This window comes from Metabacillus arenae (genome assembly GCF_014773385.1).
GTDB classification, from domain to species: domain Bacteria; phylum Bacillota; class Bacilli; order Bacillales; family Bacillaceae; genus Metabacillus_D; species Metabacillus_D arenae.
The window spans coordinates 22,368-41,916 of the sequence record NZ_JACXAI010000021.1 but is presented as its reverse complement, the minus strand read 5'-3'; the positions used below and the strand labels follow the sequence as shown (position 1 = coordinate 41,916).

At 36.2% G+C, this 19,549-nt stretch carries 14 protein-coding genes and 1 other RNA gene; 3 read left to right on the top strand and 12 right to left on the bottom strand.

Going from position 1 to position 19,549, the window contains the following annotated elements; translation table 11 throughout:
• Window positions 1-34: 34 nt before the first annotated feature.
• The 7 genes from IC621_RS15960 to IC621_RS15930 all read right to left on the bottom strand — a co-directional run bounded on the left by IC621_RS15960 (window position 35) and on the right by IC621_RS15930 (window position 10,336).
• Window positions 35-1,246 (bottom strand): Bcr/CflA family multidrug efflux MFS transporter, encoded by a 1,212-nt coding sequence (locus tag IC621_RS15960; RefSeq protein ID WP_191159327.1) that lies wholly within the window; start codon window positions 1,244-1,246, stop codon window positions 35-37.
• A gap of 283 nt (window positions 1,247-1,529) precedes the next feature.
• Window positions 1,530-1,715, bottom strand: a non-coding RNA gene (ssrS, locus tag IC621_RS15955) — 6S RNA.
• A gap of 464 nt (window positions 1,716-2,179) precedes the next feature.
• The gene (locus tag IC621_RS15950) at window positions 2,180-3,022 is read right to left on the bottom strand and encodes a deoxyribonuclease IV (protein ID WP_191159326.1); all 843 of its coding nucleotides are present in this window, start codon (window positions 3,020-3,022) and stop codon (window positions 2,180-2,182) included.
• A 436-nt stretch (window positions 3,023-3,458) separates the two neighbouring features.
• A complete protein-coding gene (gene mngB, locus IC621_RS15945; RefSeq protein ID WP_191159325.1) occupies window positions 3,459-6,068 on the bottom strand; it encodes a mannosylglycerate hydrolase in 2,610 nt (869 codons plus the stop codon).
• A 25-nt stretch (window positions 6,069-6,093) separates the two neighbouring features.
• The gene (mngA, locus tag IC621_RS15940; RefSeq protein ID WP_224752578.1) at window positions 6,094-8,028 is read right to left on the bottom strand and encodes a PTS 2-O-a-mannosyl-D-glycerate transporter subunit IIABC; all 1,935 of its coding nucleotides are present in this window, start codon (window positions 8,026-8,028) and stop codon (window positions 6,094-6,096) included.
• Between the two features lie 122 nt (window positions 8,029-8,150).
• Window positions 8,151-8,903 carry a MurR/RpiR family transcriptional regulator gene (locus IC621_RS15935; RefSeq protein WP_191159324.1) on the bottom strand — a complete coding sequence of 251 codons (753 nt, stop codon included), beginning with the start codon at window positions 8,901-8,903 and terminating at the stop codon, window positions 8,151-8,153.
• Window positions 8,904-9,094: 191 nt separating this feature from the next.
• On the bottom strand, window positions 9,095-10,336 hold the full coding sequence (locus IC621_RS15930; protein ID WP_224752577.1) for an MFS transporter: 1,242 nt from the start codon (window positions 10,334-10,336) through the stop codon (window positions 9,095-9,097).
• Window positions 10,337-10,732: 396 nt separating this feature from the next.
• Here IC621_RS15930 and IC621_RS15925 point away from each other — a divergent pair, with 396 nt between their 5' ends.
• On the top strand, window positions 10,733-11,626 hold the full coding sequence (locus IC621_RS15925) for a VanW family protein (RefSeq protein WP_191159323.1): 894 nt from the start codon (window positions 10,733-10,735) through the stop codon (window positions 11,624-11,626).
• A gap of 103 nt (window positions 11,627-11,729) precedes the next feature.
• Here IC621_RS15925 and IC621_RS15920 read toward each other — a convergent pair whose 3' ends face one another.
• A complete protein-coding gene (locus IC621_RS15920; RefSeq protein ID WP_191159322.1) occupies window positions 11,730-11,912 on the bottom strand; it encodes a hypothetical protein in 183 nt (60 codons plus the stop codon).
• Window positions 11,913-12,097: 185 nt separating this feature from the next.
• Between IC621_RS15920 and IC621_RS15915 the strand changes: the two genes are divergently transcribed.
• Entirely contained in the window at window positions 12,098-12,286 is a 189-nt protein-coding gene (locus IC621_RS15915; RefSeq protein ID WP_191159321.1) for an alpha/beta-type small acid-soluble spore protein, read from the top strand.
• A 151-nt stretch (window positions 12,287-12,437) separates the two neighbouring features.
• Window positions 12,438-12,995: a thioredoxin family protein gene (locus IC621_RS15910; RefSeq protein WP_191159320.1), complete on the top strand. Its 558-nt coding sequence runs from the start codon at window positions 12,438-12,440 to the stop codon at window positions 12,993-12,995.
• 303 nt (window positions 12,996-13,298) lie between these two features.
• Here the strand turns inward: IC621_RS15910 and IC621_RS15905 are convergent, their stop codons facing one another.
• From IC621_RS15905 to IC621_RS15890, 4 genes are all read right to left on the bottom strand, one after another.
• Window positions 13,299-14,180: a sulfite exporter TauE/SafE family protein gene (locus tag IC621_RS15905; protein ID WP_191159319.1), complete on the bottom strand. Its 882-nt coding sequence runs from the start codon at window positions 14,178-14,180 to the stop codon at window positions 13,299-13,301.
• A 355-nt stretch (window positions 14,181-14,535) separates the two neighbouring features.
• On the bottom strand, window positions 14,536-16,155 hold the full coding sequence (locus tag IC621_RS15900) for an MDR family MFS transporter (protein ID WP_191159318.1): 1,620 nt from the start codon (window positions 16,153-16,155) through the stop codon (window positions 14,536-14,538).
• 843 nt (window positions 16,156-16,998) lie between these two features.
• Entirely contained in the window at window positions 16,999-17,931 is a 933-nt protein-coding gene (locus tag IC621_RS15895; protein WP_191159317.1) for an SDR family oxidoreductase, read from the bottom strand.
• A 375-nt stretch (window positions 17,932-18,306) separates the two neighbouring features.
• On the bottom strand, window positions 18,307-19,500 hold the full coding sequence (locus tag IC621_RS15890) for a thiolase family protein (RefSeq protein ID WP_191159316.1): 1,194 nt from the start codon (window positions 19,498-19,500) through the stop codon (window positions 18,307-18,309).
• Window positions 19,501-19,549: the final 49 nt, after the last annotated feature.

Sequence of the window (19,549 nt, the reverse complement as noted above, 5' to 3'; positions counted from 1 at the left end):
CGTAAGGTCTGCTCTGATTTGGATGATTATTCAGTCATGCACATTGACTTAACTGCTTTTTTGAAGTTCTTGCTAGTCCAAGGTATGAAAGGAGAGAAATGAAGCTGGCTGAAAACATGATGACACCCATAGGAACAGCTGTAGTTTCTCCTGCAATTCCTACAAGCGGAGATGAAATGGACCCTAAAATAAATGGAAGCAATCCCAGCAAAGCAGAAGCACTTCCTGCAATATGGCTTTGAGACTGTAAAGCTAGCGAGAAGGAAGAAGTTGAAATTATTCCAATAGATGAAACAAAAAAGAAGATTGGAATAACAATAGTAAATAGCGGGCCTTTTAAAAGTACAGCAAGTAACAGGAAAATACTAGAAGTGTTCGATATAAGTAAACCTATTTCCAAAAATCTTTTCTCTGAAATAACACCAGTAAAACGCCCGACAAGTTGAGTTCCTATTATTAACCCGATTCCGTTCATACCGAAAAGTAAGCTAAAAGCTTGTGGAGAAGCTCCATAAATTTTTTGATAAACAAAAGGTGTACCTGACACATAAGCAAATATCCCTGCCATCATAAAGCCTTGTGCTAGAGCATAGCCTGTGAACTGTCGATCCTTGAGCAAAGACTGAAAATTTCTTAGTGTTTGAGCAAAGTTACTTGGTACCCGCTTATATACAGGAAGTGTTTCTGTTAGTTTCAAAGAGACAACTAAAAACAATATCGTGCCTATGCCTCCTAAAACAATGAACACCCCATTCCAGTTTGTGAAAGCAAGAACGCCGCCTCCAACGACAGGTGCTAGTATGGGAACCAGACCATTAATAAGCATTAATAACGAAAAAAACTTAGTAAGCTCTCTGCCGCTATATACATCACGAACAATCGCACGTGAAATAACGATGCCAGCAGATGCCGCGAAGCCTTGCATAAACCGTGCTATTATAAAGAAATAGATATTTGGCGAAAATGCGCAAATTAGGGAGGCACTTAAATAGAATACGAGAGCAATCAGTAAAGGCTTACGCCGGCCCTGTACATCACTCATTGGACCCATGAAAAGCTGTCCTAATCCTATACCCAAAAGACACGCAGTTAAGCTAAGCTGTACAGATGAAGCATTTGTTTGTAATTCACTTGCAATGGTAGGAAATGATGGCAAATACATATCTATAGTGAATGGCCCCAGGGCTGCAAGTGCGCCAAGAAGTATAGCTAACCTCAGTCGTTTTTTTCCAGTAAGTGATTCCATTATTCAACTACCTTCCTCAATTAAAAAATCCCTTTCCTGAAACCCAGGATCAACAAAACGAAAAATGAAGAGCATTATCCGTCAGCGACAAGGACAAGGCATCAGTGAAGGTTGTAATTTAACCATTTTGACGAATTGCCTTGCGGCCTAAGAGTATATGGGCACTCGGATCTGGACAACGATAACTTACTTTAACAAATTAACACTATGACCAACCTAAATTTCTTATCCAACAAAAAAAATTAAACCAGCTCCTGAAAGGAGTCTGGTTTACTATTTTATGTAAGGAGCTGCATTTGCCGTATGAACGTAAGAAAGTTTTAAACCACCACTCCTCAAAGTGGGTGTTTGCAGAAACAATCCTGTCGTCCTCTTGCGTGGAGGCATGACATTCCGGTTTCAATGTAAAACTCCCTATATCAGCTTAAAGGTTAAAACTTTATTATCATTACGTACAACGCAGCTTCTGTTAGTATCATACGCTATAGTTGACTAAAGATCAAATGAAAAGTTTTGCCTTCTGTTCGTTTTCAATGACAAATGAGCGAGAGTGAACGATTTGAGCGAATTAACGATGTGAAAGTTCCTCTATGATCCAAACTCCCTTTTTACAAGTAGATTAAAGGTATTTGAGCATTTCCCTTCATGGTGAGCGAATTTTTCGTTTCTGGTCTAATGCTTACTAGTTCACGACTTTTTCTGTCAAGTTTCTATAACATATGAGCCAGAGTTAAGCGAATTAATCGAAATCTCGATGTGAACGATAATTTATGAACTAAACTCTCTTTTTACGAAGCACAAATTTATTTGAGCACTCCCTTCTTAAATATAAAGTGATTGGACCAAGACTTCTCGTTTCTGATCTTGTTCCTGCAATTGGTTATCTGGCCACGAGTTTTCGTTAATAATCCTTCCAATTCAAAAATAATCCAGCTAATGACATTTCGTTCCCCACCTGTCATAAAGCATCTTAATCTCACTTTCATGGGTCCAGCCTAATACTGATGGAGTTTCCAAAATAAACGGAATGCCTTTTAATTCTGGTGTAAGTATTAATTGTTCAAATTGATTTTCTTTAATGAAACCTTCAGTTATATTAGCATGGCGGTCTTTCCCGCTTCCAGTATCATATTTTGAATTATTAAGATGAATAGCTTTTAAATGGTCAAAATACCCTAGTTTCTTCCCTGTTTCCAGAAGATCGTCCCAGTTGTCACCATTCCAAAGCCCGCTTGAAAACGCATGACATGTATCAAGGCAAAAACCAATTTTTTCAGGATAATCACATAAATTTCTTACTTGAATGAGTTCTTCAAGAGTTGTTCCAAACGATCCAGGTTTGCCTGCATTGTTCTCTAGGAGCAGTTTAGTCCCTCCCTCCCATTTTGATAGGACATGATTAAGCATTTCGATCATTAACTGATAGCTTTTAAGCGGATCTTTTTTATGTATTTCGCTTCCAAAATGAACAACTGCCCCAACAGAACCGCATGCATCTGTAATTTCAAGATCGTTTAATAATGATTGTATGATGAAATCTTTTTTGTTTTCCGAGGGGGTAAGACTAGTCGAATAAGGTGTATGGGATACAGATATTAGGCCATTTTGCTGACAGTACTCTTTGCAGTTCACTGTATCTGTTTCGTTGTAGTCTTTAATAGATAGAGTTCTCGGATTTTTAGGAAAATATTGAAATGCCTTCGCTCCTATAGAAACTGATTTTTTGGCAGCTCCCAAATATCCTTCCCGAATGCTTAGATGACAACCAAACCTCATTTTAACCCCTACTTACAATCTTATTTTTGACAGCCAGGACAATGATTCTTGATCCACACCTTTTACAAGTTTCACTCTCCCTGTCATACACTTTGCACATTTTTGAATATCTTCCAGTTAATTTTTTGATTTAATAACGTTCGGTACGTTTCCATTTCCGGCAATTCTGGCATTTTTTATGCCTCCGTAAGAGAGTGTTTAGGTTTATCATTTCAAATTAAGACTGAAAATATTTACGGTTTAGATGTGAAAAGGATTAAAATAACCTTATTTAAGTGACTTAATCACTCTAAACAATTGAATCTCCGATGACTGTCTGCTCTCCTATTTTCTTTGCTGAAAATTGTTTGTTAAGTGCGCGATAAAAAAAGGAAACTCACTAGCATCATTATATAGTGTAAAACACTTCATATAAGAACTAATGAGTTTTCCGTATTTAAAATTGAATTGTTTTAACTTGATTCTTTTTCATATTAATTTGCGCTTTATTTTCAATAACAGGTATATTATAAATTATTTTTTCATTTAAATTAGTTAAATTTGAATTTGCAATTGGTTGATTAAAATGAAAACTGGCAGTTGTTTCAGAATCAGTTGGATTGTAAAAACGTAATAGTAACTTTTTTTCTTTCTCCGATTTTTTTAATGTGCTTAATACAACAGAAGGGTGATCTTCCTTCAATAGACTGTAGCTTAAAGGAGTTTTCACGTCTGCATTGTTAAGCTTCATGGCGTCATGCGGGATTTTATTGTATGTCTCAATCGGTGTCTGGTACTCCTTAGCTATCCTTGCGACATTTGCTTTCAAAGTATGATTTTTGTGTGTGGTTAAAGCAAAGTCAAGGCTGATTTTACCTATAAGTTGAGAATCAGGAGTCGGAAGTTTGATTCCTGACGGGCGTCCCGGGCGTCTTAACATCTCTTCTTTCCCAAGAAATCCCACACTTCTAAACAATGTTACGGCAATGGTGTCATGTTCTTTTCCAACAATTTCATATTCTCTCGAACTGTTGGTCAGTAAACAAAATCCATAGTCTGCATTTGACAGCCCTGCAAAGTTTAACATTGGGAAGATTGAATCTGGCCGTTCATCCCAGCCTTCTTTTTCCCAAATATCCATTGCCTCATCGTAGACATTTCTTTTGATAAAACCGAACTGATTATCAGAAATGGAAAACGTAGAGGCAATCCCTGTTGGAATTAAAGCCCGCAGCCTATGATCTTTCGCTTGATTATCAAGATTAAACTTCACTTCAATCAATGGTTTGTGATTTGATACAGCTACAATTAGGTGAACATCTACAAAACTGTCGTTGATTTGAGATTTTCTTTTCGTTAAATCTTCAGGTATTTTTAATTTGTAACGAATATCGATTGTTGAACCATAATTGGTTTGTTTAATATCAGCCTCGGCCTCAACTTGATCGCTATAAATTAATTTTTCATTTTCTAATGGAGAATAGTCATATTCATCTCCATCGTCTCCACCATTTTCAAGTAAGAGAACATTCTGAAAGTGTTTTTCTATATTTTTGTCAAAAATGGATAATGAACCATTTGAATTTACTTTAATTTCATAGAACTCCGTATCTACTTTGGAAACAGTATTGCCTGAAACAGCCATTTCATTGTCATTCACAGCAACAAAATATGTCTTATACCCTAGAGCCGGAATAGTGTCTTTTAATTGAATTGTATATTTATAAAATGGGTCATAGTTTCCATAATGAACAATTTGGCGGTCAATCAACCCTGGATCAAGGCTATCTATTTTCAACACGTCAAACTTTATGTCTTTCTTGTGCTCATCCATGAGCGTAAACGATTTATGCTTCGTTAGGACAGTTGTAGTAATCACTTCTTCACGTTCATATGGAAGAAGGTTAAAGGCTGTCAGTCTATCATCGTTCACATTTGTATCGATAGAATCTACAATTTTTCTTTTATAAAAATTGATTAGCTGGTCCACCTTCTCTTCAGCAAGGAAAAATCGATTAACTATTTCCTGATGGACTTTATCTGAGCAGCAGCAGCCAATACTATCATGTGCATGATTCTTCATTATCTCTTTCCAAATTAGTTCGATTAATCCGTGGTGGTATTCGAATCCAAAGCTGTATGCCAAAGAAGCTAATGGTTCCAGCTTATTAGTAATTTTATTTTCGATCCTAGTATTTGCCGCTTTTATATCCATTCTGGTCGAATAGATGCTGCGGTGGACCCGCATATATTTCCCATCAAGAAATTCCCCTTGTAATGTTGGCAACTCCTTATTTTTTTCTATTTCATGGAAGATATTTTCGTATTTACTTAAAAAGAATTCACGTTCAGGATACAGTTTTTTGAGCTTATCAATAATTGAAAAGATATTTTTTTGGATAGGCATTTGATCATGGCCATTCGGAATAATAATATGGTCTGTTGTAGCCCCTCGATCGAGAACTGAAAAATAATTATCTATCCGTTTTTGCAGTTCTTGTTCATCTTCAGGTAAATATTTTCCGATTGCATATCCAAGTGGAAACAGCTGGACAAGCACTTTTGATCCATCATCCGTTTCCCAGTAAAACTCTGTCTTGTTTGTTCCGTGGCGCTCAGAAGTGCCGCGCCAAAAAATAGAATATTGAATATCAAAACCATTTAATATTTGCGGCATTTGAGCAGATTGTCCAAAAGAGTCAGGAAGATACCCGATTTGCATAGGTGAACCAAATTCACCGCAATCTTTTATACCATATAGCAAATTACGGACAATCGACTCTCCCCCTACCACCATTTCATCTGTTTGCGTATACCATGGGCCAATAATAAGCCTGCCTTCTTGGACCAATTTCTTAACTCGACTTTTATTTTCCGGTTTAACCGCAAAGTAATCCTCTAATATAGACGTTTGACCGTCTAAAACATAATGTGGGTAATCAGGGTTATTTTCCAACATTTCCATAATTTCTTCCATATTGTTAACTAAAAGGATTCTAGATTCTTCAGTTGAAAAATACCATTCTCGATCCCAATGCATATGTGGAACGATGTGTACGTTTCTCATTGCTGCGCCTCCTTGCAATACCTTATTATGCAATGCTTTTTTCTTTTCTTAATTTGTTTTTACGAGTGACAATTAATAGGATCATGGAAATCAATGCCCCAACAATGGCGGCCCCAAACCAAACAATAGCTGCAAGTATTAATGGTTGACCTTCCAGTAATGCTAATGAGAAAATTCCAGCGCCAGGAACATTCAGCCCAATATTGAAATAGGCAACAATGGCCCCAGTGACTGCTGAGCCTGCAATCAGAGATGGAATAACCCGCAGCGGATCGTTAATCATAAATGGAATAGCCCCTTCAGTTATGCCAGCCAAACCTAATAACCATGTCTGTTTGCCAATCTCTTGTTCTTGTTTACTAAAATATTTTTTTCCTACTATTGTTGCCCCTGTTACGGAAAAAGCTGAAACCATTTTCACTGAAGCAAACGCTGCATACGGGACAATATTTCCACTTGCCATCGCACCTATACAGAAGGTATAAGCCGCTTTATTGACCGGACCTCCCAAGTCAAATGAAACCATGGCCCCTAATATCGCTCCTAGAATAAGCGCATTTGCACCAGATAGTCCATTTAAACAAGCAATTAATCCTTCATTTAAAAAAGCCAGCGGTTTTCCAACCACGAACAACATAATAGACCCTACAAAAAGCGTTCCTACAACTGGATATACCCAAAAGCTAACAAAACCGGCAAAAGTCCCTTTAGGTTTTACATAATGCTTCATCAATTTAAGGAAGTAACCTGCTAAGAGACCCCCAAGCATACCACCTAGGAAACCGCTGCCAATTAAGTTGGCAGCAACACCGGCTGCAAAGCCAGGTCCTAAAGCTGACTTATCGGCAATAGAGTATGCCATGTAGCCCGCTAAAACAGGAATCATTAACATACCTAGTAAAGTTCCCCCAAGCTGCCTCAAAAGCCATAACCACGATCCTTCGGTGTTATAGAGATCTTGCAGGTTAAAAGCTTGAGAAAGAAAGACTGCAGCAGCAAGCGTCATTCCTCCGGCTACAATAACCGGTATAATGTAAGAAATCCCTGTAAGAAGTGAATCCTTCACTTCTTTTTTCATTGAATACTTTTCAATTTCTTCAGAAGGTACATGTTCATTTACCTTATATTCTTTTTTAAAAGTGTTTTCAGACTTCTCTAAAGCCTGCTCCAATAATTGCTTTGCATTTCTAAGCGGCGCTGCAACTGAAGTTTTTACTTTTGGAAGGTGATGATATCTTTCTTCATTTTTAGGAGCTACATCTGTTGCAAAGATAACAGAGTCCGCCTTATTTAATTGTTCGTTTGTATGACGGTCTTCGATTCCGTTTGCTCCTTGTTTTTCGACAACCACATCAATTCCTAATTCATTTCCTGCCTTTACTAAGGCTTCAGCAGCCATATAGGTGTGTGCAATACCAGCAGGACATGCCGTTACGGCAAGAATCGTTTTATTTAAATTATTTGTCTCAGCACTTGTATCCTCTTCTTGTTTATTTTCATCCAGATGATCTAACTCGTTAAAAAGCACTTCACTAGTTGTTGAATGGATTAACCGGTCTTTATAGGTTTTATTTGAAAGCCTTGTAACTAGTTCTGATAGTAAGGAGAGATGAGTGGATCCGCTTTCACTTTCTGGAATTGCTAACAAAATAACCAATTCTACCTGATTACTTGGATCGATACTTTCCCAAGTGCTAATTGGTTTCTGTAAGGTTGTGATCGCAAAAGCAGCTTCCTTTACAGCCAAAGATTTGCCATGCGGAATCGCTAATCCTCCTTCAAATCCAGTCGGTGATAAACCTTCTCTTTCTAGTACCGCTTGGAAAAACTCCTCTGCTGAATGAAGTTTACCAGCATTATCTAATTGTTCGATTAAATATTTAATGGTTTCCTCTTTCGTAGTGAACGCTTGATTTATACTAATTAGTTCTGGCGAAGTCATGTTCTTTAATAACATCATTGTTACCCCCTTATGACTTGTGACATCCAAACGTTTATTTCTATTAATGTTATCTTAACGCAAAAAAAAGCAAGAAGAGATTTCTTCTTACTTTTACACGGATTCATTTTAATACAGCGCTTTCACGTGTATTTATACACAGCATTTGATTGTTTCCAATAACACTCTGATAGCACTCTTAAAATGATCATCACAGAAGTTCGATCTGTTGCATTATATCCATTTATTGTAACTTTAGGTGCATAACAAAACAAATTAATAGTAGCAATTTTTTGTAATGTATTACGGTTAAAGTGAGTTAAAGAGACTAATTGAACCCCTCTTTCATTTGCTAAATTAGCCATTTCGATCACTTGGGATGTTTCCCCCGAAAAACTGATGATAAAGAGGACATCCTTCTTATCAAGTTGATTTATTTCACTCATCATTTCATGCCGGTGTAAATAAAATTCCGCTCGTTTTCCAACCATTTTAAGATTCTTCACCATGATCTCACAAAAAGGAACAGAATCTCCTACAGCAAAGAAAAGAACCCGATGTGCCTCACTCATTATTTTAGTAATGGAAGTCATTTTCTCCATATCAATAAGGTTATATGTTTTATTAAGATTAAATCGGATATCATTTTGGTCCTTAATCTTGTCGTTTTTCACTTCTTCTTTAATTCCATTTTTCAGTTGTGAATACCCATCATAATCTAATTTTTTACACAATCTCGAAATTGTATTTGGAACGGTATATACTTCGGCAGCTAAAGCTTGTATCGATAATTGAGTTATCTCTTTTTTATGACGAATAATATACTCCACAATTTGGTCATCTGTATCATTTAACTTGTATTCAAATTTGTGAACCCTTTCTTCAAATTTCATCATAAAAATTCACCTCAGGCTAGTTGTTATACAGACTCTTTATTATAGCAAATAATCCTTTCTTTTCTATATGAAAGAAGACTGCCCTTTTAATGAAGGATGTAAATAAAATGTCAAAGATAAGGTTTCATACACTGGTTTTTCAATTTATAAGTTTTACAATTCATTTTACAATAAACCAATTAATAATCTTTTTAACTCACTTTACGAACACTTGCATATCCCATAGCGATTTTTTTGTTATTTGATAAAGTAAAGATCGAAATAATTGTAAATAGTAAAGCAATCGTACCTAATAAAATGTAGGCCTTTTCAAAACCAACCGTATCATACATGTTTCCTACAATCGTTGATAGAAAAATCGCTCCAATTTGTTTAGAAAACTGAAACCCTATTAAATAAATGGTTGCTGATAATCTCATATCAAAATTGGCTGAAATATATTTAAATACTGCGACTAATAAGATTGGCACCTCGATCGCATGCATTAATTTTAATAAACTAATAGCAATCGGCCCTTCCGCAAAGCCTGACCCTAAAATTCGTAAAGACATGATAAAGCCGGCATATAGGAGAGCGTTTTTCGCCCCAATTTTGTTGATTATAAACGGCGCAATAAGCATGATGACTGCTTCCATAAAAATTTGCAATGTGTAAAGGTTTCCAAAAACCTCTGTACCTTCTTCAGGTGTAGCAAAAAAGCGTGTGAAAAATACAGCAAATTGTTGATCATACACATCATAAATACAACCTACACCAACAACATATATGACTAAAAACCAGAACTTTTTATTTTTGAAGATCGACAAGGTCGATTCTTTCGATGTTGATTGAGCATTTTCAGTATTTCTATCTTGATAACTGCTATTCCCCATTTTAGCAAAGGTAAAAACAAGGGCTAATAGAAGAGCCATAACAGAACTAATCCAAAAGATTAAATCAGGATTCGTATTAAATAATTTACCAGTAACAAATGTACTTGATGCAGCACCAATACACCCAAACATTCTAACTTGACCATACTCAAACGCATTTACATGACTTACTTTCTCTATATATGCTTCAATGGCTCCTACTCCACCATTAAAAACCGCTCCAAGGTAAGCGCCGCCAATTAATGACGCTAAAATGATATTTGTTTTTAGTAAAGCCGGAAAAACATAAATAAAGAATGGCGCAATAAAAGCTAATAGAACAATAAAAATCCATATCAAATTCTTTTTCAAGCCTAGCTTATCAGAAATAACTCCAAAAAATGGCTGATAACAAATTGCAGCAATTGACATAGCTGAGAAAATAATTCCTGTCTTAGTGGCATTTAACCCTCCTACCTTAGTCAACCATAATGATAGGAACGGTGTACAGGCTGCCCAGATAAAGAAATAAAGGAAAAAGAATGCACCAAAAATCCAAAAGTTTTTATTAAGTTTCCTCAATATAATCTACTCCTTAAATAATCAAATAAAATCAACACTTTAGTAAAAGATTAGTAAATAAATAGTTACATTAACTAAAATGAGTTTAACAAAGATATCGTTTACATTCAATAATAATTAATTATAATTTCAATACTTTCTTAATAAATCAATAAAAAAGACCATATCTTCACATCAATCCAATAAACAATAGGTAAAAAATCATCATTTTAATGAAATATTACTAAAATATTACTAAAATACCAAAAGCTTTTCTCATATGTCTGACGATATATGTATGTACTCCTTAGTGCTTGTCCAAGCTACGTCAAGTTTAATTGTAAAAAATTACCTATGTTCTTTTTTTCTCATGAAATTTATTTTCAAACAAATACTACATTCAAGAGGTGACTAGAAATGAAAAGTTTATGGATTTTTGGATTTTTAGTATTTGCTCAACCTGTCTCCACATCTGATCATTTATCTATTATGCATGATGGTCATAAAATGACAACGATTCATCGAGATGACTTTAATACTCATTTACTTGATATTCCAATTCTTAATTATCCTAAATATCACTTGTTTTTAGACGATTTGGAAAAACAAATGTACAAACCGCCTATTAATGCGAGATTAGACGAGTATGCAAGGATTGTTTCTGAAAAGCCGGGGTATAGATTAAATCGGAAGAAGTTTACAGAAAGGTTTTATTCCTATTTTTATGAGGGCAATCGTTCTACAGTAGAGGTTCCTACTAAAACAATCTATCCAAGAGTCGACAGTGAATTGCTTGCTAACATTCGTGTAAAATTAATTGGACAATATGTCACATTTTTTAAGGTAACCAATAAAAAACGGACTCATAATATTTCACTTTCTGCAGAAGCAATAAACAATCAAGTTATTTTTCCAGGCGAAAGATTTTCATTTAACAAAGTTGTAGGAAAAAGAACTGTTGATAAAGGATATCAGAGAGCACCTATCATCGTTAAAGGAGAATTATCTGAAGGAATTGGAGGTGGGATTTGTCAGGTATCTTCTACGTTATTCAATGCTGTAGATAATGCTGGTGTAAAGATTGTTGAAAGGTATTCCCATAGCAGAAGTGTTCCTTATGTACCTCCAGGCCGTGATGCTACCGTCAGTTGGTATGGCCCTGATTTCTGTTTTATCAACCATTATAATCAGCCCATTCTTATACGGGCCACTGTCCATGGATCAAGAGTTGTAGTACAGATCTTTTCTTCTGATGATATTCGCCACATACCGAGAAATTTGCCTACTTTACTTCCTAATAAACGGACATAAGGTAAAGCTCTCCACATTGAAAAACCTTGTTCATTCATTTATTAAGCGGGAAGATAAAATAAAAAAAGCAAAGAGACATTTACTCTCTGCTTCTCAATTCACTCTATAAATTTTCATTTTGCTGTTTTATTTCGTCCCCGCTTATAATGGCATTTGCTATTTCCAGATTTTTATGTTCATCCACGGAATTTCCAGCTATATTCCTTTGATTTGGGTAGGTTTCATCAGTTTGAATTGTAATCTCTGTTTTTTTAGTTGACTGGGGCATAAACTTATCTCTGTCCATCTTACTCAACTCCTTTGTTAGTGTTTTTGCCAATTTACCTGAGTATATACAAAATGGAAACTGTCTCAATGTAAGATATAAACCAAACTTTTACCAAATGTTATCACGTATCAGCTTTCCTCTAAACGGATATTTTAAAAACGAGCAAACTAATTTGCTCAAATAATCGTGGGGAGTGAAGGACCTTGGCAAGAAACAAACTTTTGGTACCAGGGGCAGAAAATGCTTTAGATCAAATGAAGGAAGAGATCGCCAATGAGTTTGGAGTTCAGCTTGGGGCAGATTCAACCGCACGTTCAAACGGTTCTGTCGGAGGAGAAATGACCAAGCGCCTCGTTGCAATGGCAGAACAGCAGATAAGAAATCAACAATGACCGTGATGTTTGTTTAAGCCGGAAGAGACTCATTTTCTGAGTCTCTTCTTTATTTTTTATGCTTGGTTTTTAATTGCTGGATCATTCAATTCACACAATAAGTTTTTTTCGTTATACTTTAAGAGAAATCTAATAGAAAGGATGATATATTATGGCGCGTGTAGAATCAAACATGCTACCCCTTGACACTACTGCACCCCCCTTTAATTTGTTAAATACAGTTAATGGAAAAATGCAGAGCTTGGACGAATTAAAATCTGATACGGCAACAGTTATTATGTTTATTTGTAATCATTGCCCGTTTGTTAAACATGTTGATCAAGAATTAATTAGACTTGCAGAAGATTACCAGCCTATAGGGATATCGTTTATTGCGATTAGTTCAAATGATGTAGAAAATTTTCCTGACGATTCTCCTGAAAATATGAAAAAAACTGCTGAAAAGCTCGGCTACCCGTTTCCTTATTTATACGATGAGACACAAGAAGCAGCAAAAGCCTATGATGCAGCATGTACTCCAGATTTCTTTGTATTTAATGGCAATCTTAAAAGTGTCTACAGGGGACAGCTTGATGATTCACGACCAGGTAACGATAAACCTGTAACTGGTGATTCAATCCGAGCTGTATTAGAAGCCATTTTAAATAACGAACCCATTCCACAAGAGCAAAAACCTAGTCTAGGGTGCAATATAAAGTGGAAGAAATAATTCAATCTAAATATATGTAAGAGAACCGGTGGATTGGATGAATTCACATGAAAATTGGCCGGAATGCCTGGGAAAATGGCTGAATTGCTATTATAAGCCTATCAGATTATCTAAGACACACGAACGTTGGCAAAGGAGGAAGAATAGGGATGCCGTCTTCCCTTTTCCTATGGATGAAACAAATAAGATAAAGAAAAATCTATTTTCCTAAAAAAGAAAGGCTGGCTCTATAAGTCATTTCCAATGACCGTTTGAGTCAGCCTCTAATTCTCCTTGATTGTTATTATAAATTCCTTTTTAGATTCACATTTCTACTATTTCCTCTTGTTTGATTTTGTTTTTTCTGATCGCATACACGATCGCTGAAAACCAAACAATCAGAATAAATCCATAAATAAATGGTACAACACTTGGATCTACAGACCAAGTTGTTATAAGCGTCCTTGAATTAGTTAAAACAATAAATCCACCAACGAGAACCCCAAGAAGATGGGCAGGTAATTTTTTTACTAGCCAGGCAGCTATTGGTGCTGCGATGATTCCGCCTATCATAAGAGCAAATACCCAAGACCAGTTTACCTGCTCCCACCCCAGTGAAACTAGAAAACCGAGTGTAGCAGAAACGGCAATCGCAAATTCACTCGTATCGACTGTTCCAACCACCTTTCTGGCAGATGTTCCTTTCTTAGACAAAAGGACAGGTGTTGCGATAGGCCCCCAGCCACCTCCCCCTGTTGCATCAGCAAATCCTGCAATCAAACCGAGCGGAATAGATTGTCTGCGGGTTAACCCGATCGTTTTAGATTGGGTGTTGTTTTCTAATTTAAATAAAAATCGAAAAAGAACATAAACCCCCAGCAGTAAAAGAAAAACAGCAATAAATGGTTTAGCCGAATCACCTGGTAAATTGCTTAAAAAACAAGCCCCCGCAAAAGCTCCGATAGAGCCTGGAATAATCAGCCTGTAAACAGCTTGTTTATCCACATTTCCAAATTTTATATGGGCAGTTCCGGAAGCAGCTGTTGTGACAACCTCTGCAAAATGTACAGAAGCAGAAGCAACAGCAGGCGCAATTCCGAATGTGAGCAGTAATGTCGTTGAGGTTACCCCATAAGCCATTCCCAATGCTCCATCAATTAGCTGAGCTAACAACCCGATGAAAGCAAAAATAATCAATTTTCTCATTTCTAATCCTCCCTAAGATTAAGAAAAGCGCAAGCGCCTTGTTCAGCTCCGACAAGCATAAGACGCAAATGAAATGAAGGTGTTCTTTACCTTCAATTCATTTGTGGCTTATGACCTCAGGCGGGCTAGGCGCTGGAGCTAGACACGAAAACTTGGTACAAAAACTTATACTTTCTTATATTTCAAAAAAAGCCCTTAACAGAAGTTAAGGACCTTTGGTTTTCCAATCAGTCATTTATTTAAAATTTTGAATTTATTTATATTATACATTATTCCTATGAGTTTACAAGGTTTTATTTTTAAAATTTAGGTTTACCTATAAGTACTAGCACTATAGGTAAACCCTTGAAAAGAATTATCCTCTATTTTCTTGCAGCTTCATGTTATTAGGAGATTTATTTACAGAACTGTCTGCCTCACTTCTTAATGGGATTTCTTTTAGGAAGAAAGTTAACAATACGGCTAAAAGCATCGTAAAAGTAACAAATAAAAAGACACCTGACAAAGCGTAGCTCATAGCATTTTGAAGCTCCTCAATAATTCCTTTAATGAAAGGTGCTGCTTCTGCCGGAAATGAAGCGCGAAGTTGGTCTAGTTTTTCATGATCCAACAGCATTTGAGGATTCTTAAGTGCCTCGATTTTTCCTGCTAATTCCGGTGAAGCGGCCATATTGTTCGTAGCAATGTTTTGGCTGAAGCTTTCCATTTTATCTTGCATTCTTGAATTTAAAAGTGTACCCATAATGGCAACTCCAACTGTCCCCCCAACAGAACGGAATAGTTGTGAAGATGCTGTTGCAACCCCTAACAGCCTTTGATCTACTGCGTTCTGAACAGTTAAGGTGAAAACAGTCATTCCAATGCCAATCCCAAATCCAAGTAGAATTAAAAATGCTGCTAATGAATATTGGGATGTATTCATATCCATTCTTGATAATAGGTATAAACCAACTGTTGATACACACAGCCCTATTATCGCTTGAATTTTATATTTACCAGTTTTTGAAATAATTTGTCCGCCAATCGCACTTGCTACAACAAGACCAAGTGTCATCGTCATTGTTAAGAAGCTGGAGTGTGTAGCAGAATAACCTAATACTCCTTGAATGAAATAAGGCACATACATGATACCTCCAAACATGGAAACTCCGATCAAAAATCCGATAATATTTGAAATGGAGAAAATACCATTTTTGAATAAATGAAGCGGCAGGATAGGATCCTTCACTTTTCTTTCCACAAAAATAAAAATGACAAGGGCTGTAACAGCTCCGGCAAACAAGCCAATAATTTGGGCTGAGCCCCAATCATATTTCGTCCCTGCCCAAGAAAAGCCGAGTAATGTAAAGACTATTGTTGCAGTTAAGAAAAATGCACCTGCATAATCCACTTTTTCTCCTTGATTTCTCTCAATGGACGGAAACAGCTTCCAAATAAGAATAAGCGCCAATATTCCAAGCGGTAAAAACACCCAGAATACCCACTGCCACTCAAGATTATCGACAATGTATCCACCTAATGTCGGTCCAATTACACTTGAAATCCCAAAAACTGAACCCATTGCTCCCTGCCATTTTCCTCGTTCTCTAGGAGCAAATAAATCCCCAACTGCTGTAAAAGCCGTTGACATGATCATACCAGCACCAAATCCTTGGAGCCCTCTATAAGTAATAAGTTGGAAAATATCAGTAGACGTTCCTGAAAGAAATGCCCCAATAGAGAATATAATGATTCCAATAATTAAAAAAGGTTTCCTTCCATATATATCAGAAAGCTTACCCACTAAAATTGTTGTGATTGCACTGGTTAACATATAGATGGTAAAAACCCAGCTGTAATAGTCAAGTCCTCCTAATTCTGAAACGATTTTAGGAAGAGCGTTTCCGACAATCGTTTGATTTACTGCTGCAAAAAACATTGCTCCAATTATCGCAATCATGATTGCGATTTTTTCTTTTTGACTCAAATGCTCCATTTCAAAAACCACCTTAAATTAAAAGATATACCATGTGACTTAATCTATTTTTTCAATGTTTCATTTACGTTTTTAATAACCCTCAGGTTAGTATTTGCTTCCATTCATTAATAAATCATAAAGTTATCCAGTCTATTTCTATATAAAGTTCTAAATCTATTTAAGAAGCATTAATCATCAATTTAAACTAAGTGAATTAGCTTGATGTCCAATTGTATGTGAAGCTTTATAATCATACTCTCTCACTTAATTAATTTCATTAATAGTTAATTAAGTTAATTATTAGCTAAGGTAACTTTAATCCCTACTCATGTAAATGTCAATTTAATTGTTTTATTTTTTTAAAATTATTCATGAATGATTATTATTTCATGATTCTCTACAGATTGTTGGGATGATTTTTCTGTTTCCTGATTATTGCTGCAAATAGGTTTAAACGTTTAAATGAATTTTTCAAAATAAGTCTCTACATAGAATTAAAAAGTGATATTGATGGAAAATGATTCTAAGCCAGTATTCTTAACATAATATAATATTTTGTAACGTGGGAAAACTAGAAAGGTTTAATTTGTATGGAGTTCTTTATGATAACTATTTTTGAAGCATTAAAAGATTTTTCACAAATAAATTTAGATGCTTAACCGAGAAATCTTTTTGGGAACGGTTTTAGTTGAGCCTCAGATATGTATACACACATTAACTAATAATCAGGAAATAAGTCTTCAAATTGTTGTACCTTAAAAACTACGGTCATTCTGAAAAAGAGTTTTTTTCCAAAAAATAAAACCGATTTCTGTAAAAACATAATCGATTTAATGGTATTCATTAAATTTTTGCTTGTATTTAAGAAGAGGTCCATTCCCCGCCGTTAACATGGAGGGTTTGTCCAGTAACGAATCGTGAATCATCAGAAGCGAGATAAACATAAGTAGGAGCAATTTCAAATGGCTGTCCTTGACGCTGCATTGGATTTTCAACTTGTGTTACTTCGTCAGCAGAAAAACTTGACGGAATAAGGGGTGTCCATACTCGTCCAGGGGCAACAGCATTTACCCTGATGCCTTTATCTACGAGATTGTTAGCTAAAGCACGTGTGAAACTAACGTTTGCCCCTTTAGTTGCTGTATAATCAATCAATTGTTTATTCCCAACATACGCGACAACAGAAGCTGTATTAATGATCGAACTTCCTGCTTTTAAGTGCGGAAGTGCTGCACGGGTTGTATAAAAATGTGAGTAAATATTTACTTTAAACGTATTATCGAACTGCTCATCTGTAATATCAAGCAAGCTTAATTGCTGAAACTGGATACCGACGTGGTTACAAAGAATTTGGAGTTCTCCAAATGTATGAATCGTTTGTTCCACGATATCAATACATTGCTGTTTTTCTCTTAAGTCACCTGGTAGTAATAAACAACGTTGCCCGATTTCTTCAATTCTGCTCTTGGTTCGATTTGCATCCTCGTGCTCATCTAAATAAGAAATGGAAACGTCAGCCCCTTCCTTAGCAAAAGCAATGGCGACTGCGGCACCAATTCCACTGTCCCCTCCTGTAATAAGGGCAGTCTTTCCGAATAATTTTCCACTGCCTTTGTAATTAGGGTTTTCAATAATTGGCCGCGGCACCATCCATTTTTCTACACCAGGCTGGCGGAGCTGTCGTTGCTCTGGCACGGTGATAGGAACATCTTGATAACGCGTTATTTTCCCATAATTAGGATACATCGGATAGTCTTGATCAGTTCTATTATAATTTTTCTCATCTTCCGACATAGGCTTCCTCCTAGAAAACAATTTTTCAGGTTACTTTATGACAGCTGGGCTAATAACGTGCATGGTCTTTGGGTCTTAGTAAACAAAAAATAGCCATTCATATCGTATTGCCACGCCAAAGAAGCCCATCCATAGGGAGGGGCAATAATTTAACAATTTCATAAATTAAAAGTGTAATTAAGGCAAAGATAAGCCAGCCAATTTGAATTTGATTATGTTAAGATTGAATGTATATCATCTCGTTAAAATGATTTAAGTAATGCAATCAGGCTCAACTATATTTGTATAATTGGTAATGAGATGTCGGCCATAATAAAAATTTTAGTAGGAACGAATTATTAACTCATTAACTTCACTAGAATTAAAAAATATACTTTATACTTGGGTATTTTCTATAATAGTTGTTATGCCAAGGCCGCCGGCAATGCATAAAGTGATTAACCCATATCTTTTTCCTGTTCGTTCTAATTCATGAATAGCTTTTGTAGCTAATATTGCTCCTGTAGCACCTATTGGGTGCCCCATAGCAATAGCACCACCATTGGGATTCACCTTATTTATATCGAGATTTAAGTCTTTTATTACCGCTAACGCCTGTGCAGCAAATGCTTCGTTTAATTCAATCAAATCAATATCTTGCAATTTTAAATTAGCGACCTGAAGAGCTTTCAATGTTGAATTGACAGGACCAATTCCCATCATAGTAGGTGCTACACCAGCAACTGCTTGTGCAATTACTTTTGCTTTAGGTTTTTTACCAAGACGTTTCGCTTCACCTTCTGACATGAGTAATAAAGCCGCTGCCCCATCATTTCGTCCGCTGCTATTTCCAGCAGTAACAGTCCCATTTTCCTTGAAAACTGGTTTTAACTGGACTAATTTTTCTAAGGTTGTCTCTCGTGGATGCTCATCTACTTTAAACTCTGTTATCCCTTTTCTTGTTTTAATTTGATAAGGAACAATTTCTTGAGAAAAGAGTTCTGTAGAAATGGCTCTTTTAGCATTTTCTTGACTCCTAAGTGCAAATTCATCTTGTTCCGTTCGTGAAATAGCATACTTTTCCGCTAAATTTTCTGCTGTCATACCCATTGTTAACATTCCATAGGTCTCAATAGGCTGTGAACCAGGTTGGCTTTCAGTGTTGGGGTCCAATAATTGTCCATTTCCTGACTTCAGACCAAAACGAACATTTCTCAAATAATAGGGAGCTGTACTCATAGATTCTGCTCCGCCTGCAATTATCACTTTTCCTAGTCCACATTGAATTTGCTGACTAGCTGAGTTTACCGCTTGAATACCGGAACCACATTGGCGGTGAACTGTATACCCTGGTATTGCATCCGGAAAGCCCGCTCGGAGTAGTGATACCCTCGCCAAGTTCGAGGCATCGGAACTTTGTTTCGCTTGTCCCATTATTACTTCATCAACAATGTCATTTGAAATATCTGCTCGTTTGACCACTTCATCAAGTACATGAGCTGCGAGAAAATCAGCAGGAATATTTTCTAATGCTCCTCCCAACTTTCCAATAGCGGTTCGAACAGAGTCAATAATAACTACATTCGACAAGTTATCAACTCCCATCTATCCTTTTTGTTTCCAAATGTTCTTTATTTCT